The sequence below is a fragment of the Agreia bicolorata genome (genome assembly GCF_000938265.1).
GTDB lineage: Bacteria > Actinomycetota > Actinomycetes > Actinomycetales > Microbacteriaceae > Agreia > Agreia bicolorata.
In genome coordinates, this window is record NZ_JYFC01000003.1 from 107,991 (window position 1) to 120,639 (window position 12,649).

Annotated in this window: 16 protein-coding genes and 1 pseudogene; 9 read left to right on the forward strand and 8 right to left on the reverse strand. The window is 66.3% G+C overall.

The genetic code is table 11. The features are described 5' to 3' along the window. Window positions 1-3: 3 nt before the first annotated feature. Window positions 4-963 (reverse strand): annotated as a pseudogene (locus TZ00_RS07360) (IS481 family transposase); the annotation flags it as partial. 232 nt (window positions 964-1,195) lie between these two features. Here TZ00_RS07360 and TZ00_RS07365 point away from each other — a divergent pair. Both TZ00_RS07365 and TZ00_RS07370 read left to right on the forward strand, forming a co-directional pair. Then, window positions 1,196-1,558, forward strand: coding sequence for a DMT family transporter (locus TZ00_RS07365; protein WP_044441319.1), 363 nt, complete (start codon window positions 1,196-1,198; stop codon window positions 1,556-1,558). Next, on the forward strand, window positions 1,558-1,878 hold the full coding sequence (locus TZ00_RS07370) for a DMT family transporter (RefSeq protein ID WP_044440600.1): 321 nt from the start codon (window positions 1,558-1,560) through the stop codon (window positions 1,876-1,878). Before TZ00_RS07365 ends, TZ00_RS07370 begins: the two co-directional genes overlap by 1 nt. A 30-nt stretch (window positions 1,879-1,908) precedes the next feature. Here the strand turns inward: TZ00_RS07370 and TZ00_RS07375 are convergent, their stop codons facing one another. Next, a complete protein-coding gene (locus TZ00_RS07375) occupies window positions 1,909-2,235 on the reverse strand; it encodes a hypothetical protein (protein ID WP_044440601.1) in 327 nt (108 codons plus the stop codon). Window positions 2,236-2,347: 112 nt separating this feature from the next. Then, a complete protein-coding gene (locus TZ00_RS07380) occupies window positions 2,348-2,923 on the reverse strand; it encodes a TetR/AcrR family transcriptional regulator (RefSeq protein ID WP_044440602.1) in 576 nt (191 codons plus the stop codon). A gap of 106 nt (window positions 2,924-3,029) precedes the next feature. Here TZ00_RS07380 and TZ00_RS07385 point away from each other — a divergent pair, with 106 nt between their 5' ends. Next, window positions 3,030-3,827 carry an SDR family NAD(P)-dependent oxidoreductase gene (locus TZ00_RS07385; protein WP_044440603.1) on the forward strand — a complete coding sequence of 266 codons (798 nt, stop codon included), beginning with the start codon at window positions 3,030-3,032 and terminating at the stop codon, window positions 3,825-3,827. 105 nt (window positions 3,828-3,932) lie between these two features. Then, window positions 3,933-4,286, forward strand: a complete 354-nt coding sequence (locus tag TZ00_RS07390) for a DUF4342 domain-containing protein (protein WP_052521389.1) — start codon at window positions 3,933-3,935, stop codon at window positions 4,284-4,286. Window positions 4,287-4,366: 80 nt separating this feature from the next. Here the strand turns inward: TZ00_RS07390 and TZ00_RS07395 are convergent, their stop codons facing one another. Further along, window positions 4,367-5,029 carry a pentapeptide repeat-containing protein gene (locus TZ00_RS07395; protein WP_044440604.1) on the reverse strand — a complete coding sequence of 221 codons (663 nt, stop codon included), beginning with the start codon at window positions 5,027-5,029 and terminating at the stop codon, window positions 4,367-4,369. 156 nt (window positions 5,030-5,185) lie between these two features. Between TZ00_RS07395 and TZ00_RS07400 the strand changes: the two genes are divergently transcribed. Beyond that, complete coding sequence (locus TZ00_RS07400) at window positions 5,186-6,406, forward strand: Fic family protein (RefSeq protein WP_238579616.1); 1,221 nt, start codon at window positions 5,186-5,188, stop codon at window positions 6,404-6,406. Window positions 6,407-6,452: 46 nt separating this feature from the next. Continuing rightward, entirely contained in the window at window positions 6,453-7,652 is a 1,200-nt protein-coding gene (locus TZ00_RS07405; RefSeq protein ID WP_044441323.1) for an epoxide hydrolase family protein, read from the forward strand. A gap of 19 nt (window positions 7,653-7,671) precedes the next feature. Here the strand turns inward: TZ00_RS07405 and TZ00_RS07410 are convergent, their stop codons facing one another. Then, complete coding sequence (locus tag TZ00_RS07410; RefSeq protein ID WP_044440606.1) at window positions 7,672-8,349, reverse strand: AIM24 family protein; 678 nt, start codon at window positions 8,347-8,349, stop codon at window positions 7,672-7,674. Between the two features lie 163 nt (window positions 8,350-8,512). Between TZ00_RS07410 and TZ00_RS07415 the strand changes: the two genes are divergently transcribed. Together TZ00_RS07415 and TZ00_RS07420 are read left to right on the forward strand one after the other, a co-directional pair. Then, on the forward strand, window positions 8,513-9,367 hold the full coding sequence (locus TZ00_RS07415; protein WP_152631112.1) for a cytochrome c oxidase assembly protein: 855 nt from the start codon (window positions 8,513-8,515) through the stop codon (window positions 9,365-9,367). A 98-nt stretch (window positions 9,368-9,465) separates the two neighbouring features. Beyond that, complete coding sequence (locus tag TZ00_RS07420; protein WP_044440607.1) at window positions 9,466-10,422, forward strand: aldo/keto reductase; 957 nt, start codon at window positions 9,466-9,468, stop codon at window positions 10,420-10,422. 19 nt (window positions 10,423-10,441) lie between these two features. On the opposite strand, the gene TZ00_RS07425 is transcribed toward TZ00_RS07420, so the two are convergent. From TZ00_RS07425 to TZ00_RS07435, 3 genes are all read right to left on the reverse strand, one after another. Further along, window positions 10,442-10,897, reverse strand: coding sequence for a peroxiredoxin family protein (locus tag TZ00_RS07425; protein WP_044440608.1), 456 nt, complete (start codon window positions 10,895-10,897; stop codon window positions 10,442-10,444). A gap of 42 nt (window positions 10,898-10,939) precedes the next feature. Continuing rightward, window positions 10,940-11,392 (reverse strand): MarR family winged helix-turn-helix transcriptional regulator, encoded by a 453-nt coding sequence (locus TZ00_RS07430; protein ID WP_052521390.1) that lies wholly within the window; start codon window positions 11,390-11,392, stop codon window positions 10,940-10,942. Between the two features lie 114 nt (window positions 11,393-11,506). Continuing rightward, complete coding sequence (locus TZ00_RS07435) at window positions 11,507-12,133, reverse strand: LysE family transporter (RefSeq protein WP_052521391.1); 627 nt, start codon at window positions 12,131-12,133, stop codon at window positions 11,507-11,509. 69 nt (window positions 12,134-12,202) lie between these two features. Here TZ00_RS07435 and TZ00_RS07440 point away from each other — a divergent pair, with 69 nt between their 5' ends. After that, window positions 12,203-12,622: an Lrp/AsnC family transcriptional regulator gene (locus TZ00_RS07440; protein WP_044440610.1), complete on the forward strand. Its 420-nt coding sequence runs from the start codon at window positions 12,203-12,205 to the stop codon at window positions 12,620-12,622. Window positions 12,623-12,649: the final 27 nt, after the last annotated feature.

The window sequence follows — 12,649 nt, forward strand, 5'->3', positions numbered from 1 at the left end:
CCATCAGGTTGGTGACACTCGGGCGGCGGGCGTGAGTCCGTGGCTTGAGTGGATTCGACCAGTGTTGTAGTGCTCGATCCAGGGCGCAAGAGCGTCGTGGCGGGCTTGATTCGAGGCGAAGGGCTGCCGGTAGGCCCATTCGGTGGCGAGGGTGCGGTTGAAGCGTTCGACTTTCCCGTTCTGCCAGGGGCAGTGCGGCTTGATGAACTTCTGGGTCGCGCCGAGATCGGCGACAGCTTTCTTGAACGCGGTCGAGTTCCGGTAGGCGAAGGCGTTGTCGGAGATGACCCGCTCGATCGTGGTGATGCCGTGTTGCTTGAAGTAATCGGCGGCTCGGGTGAGGAATCCGGCCGCAGTGGTGCCCTTCTCGTCGGGGTGGATCTCGGCGTAGGCCAGCCGGGTGTGGTCGTCCACGGCGGCGTGGACGTAGTCGAACCCGATCCCGCGCCCGCGGACCTGCTCGCCTCGCCCGTGGGCCCGCCAACCGCCGCCGTCGGGGATGCGGCCGAGTTTTTTCACGTCAACATGCACCAGCTCGCCCGGCGACTCACGTTCGTATCGGTTCGTCGTCGACCTGGACGCTCGGATCACCGTTCCGGTGACCGGGTCTAACCAGGCCAACGGTGGAACCTGGTGACGGTGAAGGATGCGGGAGATCGTTCGGGCTGGGACACCGGTCTCGGGGGCGAGACGAGCGGGACCGAATCGGAGCCGCGATCGGGCTTGGAGAACGGCGGCTTCGCGTTCCGGACGTGTCTTGGTCGGTGTTCGTCTCGGCCGGCTGGAGCGGTCGTCGAGTCCGGCCGCGCCTTCGGCCCGGAACCGGGCAACCCACCGGTGGGCGCACTGGCGTGAGACGCCGAGTTCTTTCGCGACGTGGGACACCGGTCGACCGTCGTGGATCACTCTGCGCACCAGCAGAGCCCTTCCATGGGTCGTCAAACGAGCATTAGCGTGGAGTACGAGACCTCCTGGCGATGGTTGAACTAAGCAGCTCCATCAAGCCAGGAGGCCTCGCTATGTCACAAGCCCGAAAGTGTCACCAACGTCATGGCCAAGTACACCTAGCGCCCCAGGCCGCGCTCCAATTCAGGGCGGATGCGGCCCAGACGCCGTTTTCGTCCGTGGCGGGGTGGATTTACCTGAGAACGAGCGCGCCGCTCTGGCACACTGGCGAGATGACGAAGGTTCGACCGTGAAAAAGTGGCTGTTTCTGGGCGGCGCCATCCTCAGCGAGGTGACCGGTTCTCTGTCATTGAAGGCAGCGATCGATCACCCGGCCTGGTACGCCCTGATGGCGCTCGGCTTCGCGGGTGCGTTCGTGTTTCTGTCGCTGGTGTTGCGAGCGGGGCTGCCGCTCGGCGTCGCCTACGGCATCTGGGGTGCACTCGGGGTGGCGCTGACCGCCATCCTGTCGGCACTGTTGTTCGGCGAGCCGCTGACTCCCATCATGGGAGCGGGACTGCTGCTGATCATCGGTGGCGTGCTCTGTATCGAACTCGGGCGGCAGCGCGCAGAGAAGGCACGCGAGTCGGCCATGCACGGGCAGGCCCGCTGATGGCCTGGGTCTTCCTCATCGGCGCGATCCTCACCGAGGTCACCGCCACGCTGTCGTTGAAGGCGGCCGTCACGGGCAGCAAGCTCTGGTACATCCCGGTCGCGCTCGGCTACGGCATCGCGTTCACCTGCCTGTCGTTCACACTCCAAAACGGAATGGCGCTCGGCGTGGCCTACGGCATCTGGGCTGCGGCGGGCGTCGCTCTCACCGCCGTGGCAGGGCGGCTCATTTTCAAGGAACCATTCACCTGGGTCATGGCTGCCGGCATCGCGCTCGTTATGGGCGGCGTGCTGCTGGTCGAGGCGGGCGCCGCCCACTGAGCCGGTGCCGCCATTAGGCTCGGCGGGAGATCAACCCAGGTTGACGATGCCCAGCCCGACCGCGAGCGCGCTCACGGCGACGGCACCCGTGCCCACGGCCACGTAGGCAAGCGTCTTCACGGCCGATGCGCGGCGCGTGGAATGCTCGACCAGGTCTTGGGCCTGGCGCAGGGTTCCGCAGGATGCGACGTGCGCGCCACGCGCATCCGTCACGTCGAAATGGCCATCGGTCAGCTCGACGAACCCCACGAAGTCGCCACGACGCGACGCGACCCAAAGCGCCGCCTCGGGAGACAGCCACGTGAGCGGCCCGGTCGAGTCATCGGTGGGGCGGGCGAGGGCGGGTGTCGAGGTCATCTGTCGCGTCCTTTCGGTTGTTCGCGGGTGATGCCTTCAGCTTTGCGCCTCGGCGCTCCCGGCGAATCCTGCCTGAGGATGACTTCGCGTGCCGCAGCGGTGGTACCTAGGTCTAGTTCTGTTCGCGAACGAACGCCGCCCGAACCAAGGCTCGGGCGCGGCGAGCGACGCCAGTGCGTCGGTCGGTCGGAGTTCGGGCCACAGCGCCCGCGATCATCGAGATCGACAGCACCACGTCGGCGACCTCGACGTGATCCCCGAGACGGCCGGCCTCGCGCTCGCGCTGCACGATCCGACTGACGAGCACTTCGACGCGCCTCTCGAGATTCAGCACCCTCGGGTCATCGGGGGCCGCTTGGATCATGTCGATCATCGCCGTAGAAACCAGCGCCTGCGCAACGATCGCATCGAGCAGCCGGTCGAGTGTGCCGTCGCCACTCTCCGCGATCGCCTCGAGATCACCGATGTTCTCTTCGAAAACGGCGACCGCCAGCGACAGCCGATCGGGGAAATGCCGGTAGAGGCTGCCCTGCCCGACGCCCGCCATCTTCGCGACAGAACTGAGCGGGGCCCCGTAGCCTCCGTCGCAGAAAATCACACGGGCGGCGGCGATGAGTGCGCGTCGATTCTCGGCCGCTGCGCTGCGTCCGCGATTCGCTCTGGGAGGTTCAGGTGGCGGTGTGTTCACGGGTGTAGCCTACGTGCGGACAATGTTGTCCGGTTGGTCGATGACGTCCTTCCATACGAGCGGTGTCGCCCGATTCCACACCCGAAAACAGAAAGAAGAGCCCCTTATGTCCTCCCCCATCGAACCCCTCACCAGCTCCTCCACCTGGGTCGAGCGCATCGACGCCGGCCGGTTCTCCGGCAAGACGATCATCGTGACCGGCGCTGGATCCGGAATCGGCCGAGCCGCGGCATCCAGAATCGCCCGGGAGGGCGGTCGTGTGGTCGCCGTCGACATCTCGCAGGAACGGCTCGACGACTTCGTCGCAGCCACGCCGGGCACCGACATCGTCACCCTCGTGGCCAACATCACCGATGATGCAGGCGTCGCCCAGATCATCGAGGCTGCAGGCGAGCGCATCGACGGCCTCGCCAACATCGCCGGCATCATGGATGACATGACCCCCGTCGGCGAAATGTCCGACGCGGTGTGGAAGCGCGTCTTCTCGGTCAACGTCGACGGCACGATGAAGCTCATGCGCGCCGTCATTCCGGCCATGCTCGCCCAGGGCTCCGGATCGATCGTGAACACCGCGTCCGAAGCGGCGTTGCGCGGCTCAGCTGCCGGTGCGGCTTACACCGCCTCGAAGCACGCCGTCGCGGGCCTCACCAAGAGCAGCGCGTTCATGTACGGACCGAGCGGCATCCGGGTCAACGCCGTCGCCCCCGGCGCCACGATCACGAACATCGAGGCCTCGTTCGGCTCTGAGCTCGGCGCTTCACGGGTGCAGTTGGCCATGTCTGTTATGCCCAGCCCCGCAGAGGCCCATGCAGTCGCCGCATCGATCACCTTCCTGCTGAGCGATGACGGCGTCAACGTGAACGGTGTCATCCTCGCCACGGATGGCGGCTGGTCGGCTGCGTAATCACCGCAGACTGATGCGCGTTCGGAACGTCCGAGCAAGAATGAGAAGCGGGCGTTCCGAACCGGATCGTCGTACGCGCACCAACGTCAGACAGGACGAATCGACATGAGCGACAAGAAATCCACTTTCGAGCAGTTCGAGGTTGCCGGCGACAAGCTGGTCGAAACGGTCAAGAACCTCATCCACGAGGGCAATGTTCGCCGCATCATTCTGAAGCGCGAAGACGGCAGCGCGCTGCTCGAGATCCCCGTCAACGCGGGCCTCGTCGGCCTCGCTCTCACCGTCGCGATCGCCCCCGTTCTGCTGGCCATCGGCGCCATCGCCGCGGTCGTGTCGCAGGTCACCCTGGTCGTCGAAAGACGAGCGGATGCGGCGGGTTCCGTCGGCAGCTCGGCCCCGACGCCGGCCGCCGGCCCGACAGACGGCCCGGTCGACCCCGACCCCTCGGCATCCATCTGACCCGCACAACCCGACGATGCGCCCTTCGACAGGCTCAGGGAACGGACCGCTCCCTGAGCCTGTCGAAGGGCCCCGACCGGTCAGTCTTCGACGCGAATGCCCAGATGCTCAGCGAAGGCCGGAGCAAGGTCGGCGACCTGCCCGCTCGAGAGGGTGGCCCCTGCTAGGGCCGTGAAGCCGTCGATGCGCACGAGTTCGGCGCGGCGCAAGTCGACGTTCGCCAAGGTCGCGTGGTTCAGATTCAGCACCCCGATCGTGCAGTCGACGAACGCGACGCGATTGAGCTTGGCGCTGCCGAAATCGAGTTCGTCGATCGTGCAGCCGGTGAAGAGCACGTCGAGCAGCGTCGCGCCGGAGAGGTTCACGAAGCCGAGCTTGGTCGACGAGATGTGCACCGAAGAGAGGCCCGACTCGTAGAGTTCGGCAGATCCGAGGCGCGACCCGTCGATCGTGACCGAGCGCAGTTCCGCCCTGGGAGCGGAGAAGATCGGGGCATTCAGCCGATGGATCTCGACCTCGGCGAAGGTCGCTCCGCGCAGTGCGGTGTCATGTGCCTGCACCTCGTCGAATAAACACTCCCTGAACCGGATGCCCGATAGGTCGCGGCCGGCGAGGTCGGCTCCCTCGAAGCGCAGGCCCTCGTACAGGTCGTGCGGCTCGAGTGTCTCGGGATCGCCGGCGACGAGATCGTCGAGCACGATCGCATCCAGTCGTGGTGCCTGCGCGCCAGGCTTGCGCGCCATGGTGAGCCTCTCGTGAGCGGGAATCGGGTCGGCGACCGACGAGGCCGCACCGCAGAAGTCTAGAGAAGCCGTCCGACAGCGCATCCTGAGCTCGCGACTAGCCCAAATCTGACTCATACCCAAGCTTAATTCAATAAGCTTGGGTATGATCGCGATATGGCTACGGATATGACCGACGGGATACCGACGGCATCTCAGTGGCCCGTTACCACCTACGAAGCGCGACCGTGGGAGCGAACCGGTGACGAGGTCGGATCCCGACGACGAATCCGGGCAGCGTCCGGTCCGTACCAGGCAGCCATGCCGCCCTTCGTGGCCGGGCTGCCCGTATCGCTTCCCGCTGACCTCGTCGCATCATCCGAAGATGCCGCTCGGGAGCTCACACGCTTCGACGCCGACATCGGCACCCTGGCCGCCCCATTCGCGTCGATCCTTCTCCGAACAGAGAGTGCTTCGAGCTCAGAAGTGGAGAACCTGACGGCGAGCGCAAAACAGATCGCACTGGCCGAGATCAGCGACTCGAGCTCTGCGAACGCTCAGCTCGTCGTCGGCAACGTCGCAGCAATGGAAGCCGCTATCGCCTTGGCCGACGATCTAGACACCGACGCCATCCTCACAATGCACCGCGCACTGCTGGGGAGGTCCCGTCCGGACATCGTCGGCCAGTGGCGCGACCAGCAGGTATGGATCGGAGGCGGGTCGGTGTCGCCACATTCGGCGGCATTCGTGCCACCCCACCACGAACGCGTCGCTCCGCTCATGACCGACGTCATGGAGTTCGCGCGACGCACGGATCTGCCAGTCATGGCGCAGATAGCGATAGCGCACGCGCAATTCGAGACGATCCACCCCTTTCCCGACGGTAACGGGCGCACCGGGCGGGCCTTCGTGCAGGGGATGCTGCGCGCGAGCGGCGTGACGCGAAATGTCACCGTGCCCGTGTCAGCCGGACTGCTCGGAGACACGGAAGGATATGTGAGCGCGTTGACCGCATACCGTGCGGGCGACGTGCGGCCGATCATCGAAGCGCTCTCGGAAGCCGCATTCGCCGCGATCGCGAACGGGCACTCACTGCAGAGGGACATCACGGCCATCGCGGCACAGTGGAACGGCGGGATTCGTGCGCGCAGCGACTCATCGGTGCACAGGCTGATGCTGTTTCTGCTGCGGCAGCCCGTGGTGACTCTCAAGATTGTGGCGCGCGAACTCGGCGTCAGTGGACAGGCCGCAGACACCTCGGTGAGAAAACTCGTCGAGGCGGGCATCCTGACCCAGTCAAGTGCCGGGCGTCGCAACCGCTACTGGCAGGCGACGGATATTCTCACGGCGCTGGATGACTTCGGTGCGCGCGCTCGTCGACAGAGACCCGGACGCTGACAATCGGACGACCGGCATCTCGCTCCGAAGGAGTAGCGTGTCGCGCATGACGCCGACACCCGAGCCGTTCACCACGCAGGCGACGCCCTCCGAGCTCGATGATCTGCGGGCGCGTCTGCGAGCCACCCGGTGGCCGGATGCGCCGGAGGACGCCGGCTGGTCGCTCGGCACCGACATCGGGTACCTTCGCGAACTCGTCGACTACTGGGCCGAGGAGTTCGACTGGACCGCGCAGGAGGCCGCGCTCGCCCGCATCCCCCGATTCCGGGTCGAGCTCGGCGGTCTCGGCATCCACGTCGCGCACGTTCGAGCGGTGCGATCGCACGGCGCCGCCGACCCGCATGGTGCGACCCCGGCCATGCCGCTGATCCTCAGTCACGGCTGGCCCGACTCGTTCTGGCGCTACTCGAAGGTGATCCCGCTGCTCACCGATCCCGGTGCGCACGGGGCCGACCCCGCCGACGCATTCGACGTCGTGGTGCCCGACATGCCCGGGTTCGGCTACTCCGACAAACCAGCCGGCCCGCCGCTCAATTCGATCGCCGTGGCCGGCCTCTGGGCCGAGCTGATGGATGCGCTGGGTTACGACCGCTTCGGCGCTGCCGGTGGAGACATCGGCAGCCACGTGAGCCGATACCTTGCGCTCGACTTTCCCGAGAGGGTGCTGGCGGTGCACCGCACCGACGCCGGAATTCCCGTGGCTCTCCCGGGTCTCAAGCTCACGCCGCAGGAGCGGGCCTTCGTCGACGAGGCCGCCGCCTGGAATCTGAGCGAGGGTGCGTACGCCGCCATGCACCGCACGAAACCGCAGACCGCGGCCGTCGGGCTCACCGACTCCCCCGCCGGCCTGGCCGCCTGGATCGTGGAGAAGCTGCGATCGTGGAGCGACTGCGACGGGGATCTCGAGAACAGCTACACAAAAGACGAGATCCTGACCCTGGTCACGATGTACTGGCTGACCGGCACGATCGGCTCATCGATGCGTATGTACAACGCCAACTCGGCCATCCCGCAGGCGCAGCTCGCCCGCCGCGTCGAGGTTCCGTCGGGCTTTGCCCTGTTTCCCGGCGACATCGTGCGGCCCCCGCGCGAGTGGCTGGATCGCGCGGCGAACACGGTGCACGTCAGCGAACTCGCGCGCGGCGGGCACTTCGCGGCTTTCGAAGAGCCTGAGCTCTACGCCCAGGAACTGCGCGACTTCTTCCGGCCGTATCGCCGCGCTGCGCCAGTCGATCAGTACGGCTAATCGACCGGCGCAGACAGCGCTACGACGTGGTCGTGGTCACGCCCGTGAACTCCGACGGCTGGATGATGACCCAGCCCGGCCCGTGGAACGCGTACTGGAACGCCTCGCCCGATCCCCGCCCGATGAACGCGCCCGCGCTCAGCGACGACTTGATGGTCGGCTGCAGGTTGGCACTCCACGCAACGGTGGCGTTGATGTCGGTGAAGGTGGGCTGCTGCGAGCAGTCGAGAATCATCGGGGTGCCCTGCGTGGCCACCGCCATGTGCCCGTGGCCGTGCACGGTCGTGTTCCAGAAGCCGCCGGCGAGCATGCTCGCACCCTTGAGACGGGTCAGGTCGTAGCCGAGGTCGGCCTGGAACGCCAGCAGAGACGTGCCGTTGATGGTGATTCCCTCGCCCTCGAGCTGAATCAGGTGGATGTTCGCGCGGTGGTGCGCGAAGAACACGTCTCCGTGCCCGTAAACACGCATCAGTGGCTGGTCGTCTGACGAGACCATCTTGCGCAACAGGGCGCCGGCATCCCGGGCACCCTCGTGCTTGAATTCGACGTTGCCCTGGTAGGCGACCATTGCGCCCTTGCGGGTGATGATGTCGCGACCCGGGCTGACGCGGGAGCGCAGCATGTAGGGGTTCTGCAGAGCCATAAGAGCGTCGGATTCGACCTCGTTGTTCTCTTGACTGAAAAGTGTCGAGCGCATGGGGAGTGTCCTTCTCGTGCGTTGGAGTGTGGTGGCCCCAGCTTAGGGGGCACCCCCAGCGACGCCGAGTAGTATCCGAGATCGCACCCTCGTCACGAAAGGCACGCAGACGCCTCCCCTGGACATCCTGCTCGGCTCGTGGTCGCTCGACCCCGTCGCCCTCGTGGCGATACTCGCCAGCGCAACGCTGTACACGATCGGCGTGTGGCGCATCCATCGTCGCGGCGGCCGCTGGCCGGTCTCGCGAACCGTCTTCTTCTTCGTCGCCGGCCTCGGCTCGTGGGCCGTGGTCTCGTTCGGCTTTCTCGGCACATACAGCGAAGAGCTCCGACTCGCCTTCACCACCCGTATCGCTCTGCTTCTGTTCGTCGTTCCCGCCCTGATGGTGCTGGGTCGGCCCGTCGAACTCGCCAGACGCTCACTCGGGCCGCACGGCTCCGCCCGGCTCGAGCGTGTGCTGTCGTCGTGGATCGTGCGCGTCACCGGCAACGCGGTGTTCGCCACCCTGTTCGCCGCGCTCGCCTTCTGCATCTTCCTCACCCCGCTTGCCGGCGTGCTCAGGCTGAGCCCGATCGCGGAGCCGGCCATCGGCATCCTGGTGCCGGCCATCGGACTGCTCTTCGCCCTACCCCTCATAGAGAACTCGGCAGCGCGCAGCACCCTGTTCATCACGGCCGAGTTTCTGCTGGCGTTCGTCGAACTGGTTCTCGACGCGATTCCGGGCGTGCTGATGCGGTTGAACGACGGCATTCTGGATGGCGTCGGCCCCGCCATCGCGAGCCGGGTGGGCGCCGTCGCGTCTCAAACGCTGCCAGGATGGTGGCCGAACCCGCTGCACGATCAGCATCTCGCCGGCGACCTGCTCTGGTTCATCGCCGAGATCGCCGACGTGCCCATTCTGATTCTGCTGTTCGTGCGCTGGTCACGCCTCGACCGCAGAGATGCGAATAAGATGGATGCGCTGAGCGACGACGAGATGGACGCCCTGACGCGCGAGCACCTCGGCCGCCGCAGCTGAGGATGCGCGCCCGTTCGGTGCATCGGCGCCCGGCCGTCCAGCAGCGGATGCGCCCAATTGGCGCGGATGCTTCGAGCCGGTGCGCGTAGGCTCGAACGGTGGATGACCTCGAGATCGACGACAGCATCGCCTCGCGCCTGGGGCTCGGCCTCGCCGCCATCGGGCGCCCCGCTTACATCACCGGTGGGCGGGCGGAAGACCTCGGCGACGGCGCCGATCGCAGCGTGGATGCGATGCGCGAGAGGGCGCACAAGCTGCTGGATGCCGCGTGGTGGTTGGGCATCCGGTACGTCGACGCGGCGCGGTCGTACGGGCGCGCCGAGGAGTTCCTCGGATCGTGGCTCGCCGCGCATCCGGGGTATCGCGACGAGCTGACCATCGGATCGAAGTGGGGCTACGAGTACACCGGCGACTGGCGGCTCGATGCGCCGCAGCAGGAGCGCAAGGAGCACTCACTCGCGATGTTCGAGCGACAGTGGGCCGAGACCCTCGAAGCGTTGGGCACCGAGCCCGACATTTATCTCGTGCACTCCCTGACGTCGGACAGCCCTGCCCTCGATGACTCCGCTCTGCTCGATCGGCTGCGCGGCCTGCGTGAGAGCGGGGTGCGCGTGGGGTTCTCCACCAGCGGAGCCGATCAGGCCGCCGTGATCGAGCGCGCGCTCGGCCTGGCCGACTCCCCGTTCTCTGCCGTGCAGTCGACCTGGAACCTGCTCGAGCCCTCGGTGGGTGAGGCGCTCGCCGCGGCGAACGACGCCAAGTGGCTCGTGGTCGTGAAGGAGGTGCTCGCCAATGGGCGGCTCACCTCACGGGGAGAGGAGACTGCCGCCGCGGCCCTCGCCGCCGAAGACGGGCAACGCCTCGACGGCCTCGCCATCGGGGCGGCCGTGGCGCATCCCTGGGCCGATATCGTGCTGACCGGCGCCGTGACGCGCAAGCAACTCAAGCAGAATCTGGATGCGCGGGCGCCGTCGATCGACGAGGAGCGTCTGGCGACGCTGGCCGAGCCCGCCGAGGAGTACTGGGCGGCCCGCGCCGCCCGCCCCTGGAGCTGAGACTCTGCGCCGCGGGGTTTCAGAGCGCGGCGATTGCGGCCGTCAGTTCGCCCCTGTTGTAGCTGGCTCCGGGGTTTGTGGAGACGTGGGCGTAGCGAACGACGCCGCTCTTATCGAGCAGAATTCCGCCCGACTGCTGGATGGCGCCGAAGACCTTGCGCAGCAGCCCGGCCTCGGCGTGCGCTGTTCCGTCTTTTCCGACGACGACCGGGAACGGCACGCCCTTCTTCGCCTTCCAGGCGGTCGCGGCCTCGGCGTCTTCGGGAACAGCGACGATGACTTTGACGCCTGCCGCCTCAAGCTCGGCCTTCTGTGCCGAGAGAGTCTTGACGGCCGCATTGCACTGCGCACACGAGAGGGCGCGCATGAAATAGATGAAGACGTTGTCCGTTCCGCGATAGCTCTCGAGGCTGAGATCTGGGCCGTCAGACTCGCGGAGCTGCATGGTCAGGGTCGAGCCGATTTCTAGGGACATGGTGATCTACCTTTCGTAAGACGTCTTTCGTAAGACGTGAGGTCAGTGAGACGAGACCGAGGCCGTCAACCCGGCCATTCCGGTTGTGATGCGGTGCAGTTGCTCTAACAGGTCGTGCAACTCGTCTGCATTGGTGAAGCCGTAGCCCGGTCCGATGCATTGAGCGGCCGAGGCCACCCTCTCGTGCATAAGCTCTCCCTCGGGAGTGAGCGAGACGATGACGGTGCGCTCATTGCCGACGCGCCGCTCTCTTGTGAGCAGCCCCCGGGTTTCGAGTCGCTGGAGCATCGGTGAGAGCGTGCCCGAGTCGAGGAGAAGGTTCGACGCGAGAGTGCCCACCGACGACTCTCCCTGCGAAGCCAAGACAACGATCACCAAGAACTGGGGGTAGGTGAGATTTTCTTCGGAGAGCACCGCTCGATACGCCTGCGTCACCGCCCGCGACGCCGCATAGAGCGCGAAGCACGGCATCTCTGGCAATGGATTCGTTGACATACGACAACAATTGCACACAAACACTTGGTGCACAATATATTTGCGCGCGGAGTTGCGATCACCGCCGACCACCCGCCGACCACCCCGCCGTCGCGCGACGAGGAGGTCGGAGCGTCACACTGCGCGAGCGATCAGCGCGATACCGAGCAGCGCAACAAGACTGTTTCCGACGATCGCAGTCCACCTGTGAAAAGAGGGTGCCGCCTTCTGCCGGAGACCCGCACCGAGCACAACGAGCAGCGCTTGCCATCCGAATGATGCGATGCCGACGCCCGCGATAAATGAGACCGCCGCCGCGGGCGACTCGGTGACCTGATCGAGTCCTGCGAGGAGAGCGGTGAAGTACACAAGGGTGGCCGGGTTGAGCGCTGTCAGCCCGAGGAAGAGCACGTAGCGGCGGCGCGACGTTCCAGAACGCGTCACGCCCCGCTCGACATCGAAGCCTCGCGTGCCCCGACTTTTCAGGAGCCCGCGGGCGCCGATGGCAAGGAGGGCCGACCCGCCCACAATCTGCGGCCAAGGCTCCCATCCGCCAACGATCGGACCGGCGACTGCACCCGCGGTGACGGCGGCGGTGCAATACAGGATGTCGACGGTCGCCACCGCCGCTGCGCCGGGCATGCCCCGGCGCAGCCCGCGCGTGACACCCTCCTGAATCAGGAGGACGCCGATCGCCCCCAGGGGTGCCGCCAACGCAAGTCCCGCGACGGCACCCGACATCAGAGAGAAGAAAATGTTCACAGCCCGACTATGAATCCTCGCCGTGCTGCGCGCAGTGCGATCGGTCAGTTTCCTGAGATAATTCACCGCATGGATGCCATAGACAACAAAATCGTCGATATTCTGCGCGTAGATGGTCGGGCATCGTTCAGCGAGATCGGCCGCCGGATCGGCCTGAGCACGAATGCGACAGCGGCTCGCGTGCGTCGACTCGAGAAGGTCGGAGTGATCGTCGGATACCGCGCGGTTCTCGGTTCGGACGCAGCCGATCCTGCAGAGGGATTGGAGGCGTTCATCGACGTACGGCTCGATCCGGCGCGCGACTCGGAAGCGTTTCTCGCGTGGGCCCAGCGAATTCCAGAGATCAGAGACGCCGTTCACGTCACGGGGGCTTACGACTACCTCGTGCACATTCGTGTCGGCGGCACCCCCGCCCTGGATCGACTGCTTCGCAGCCTCAAGAATGACGGCGGTGCAACCCACACACAGACCCGCCTGGCCCTGCGCTGACCCGGATCGTCGGGTCGACCCGCGTCG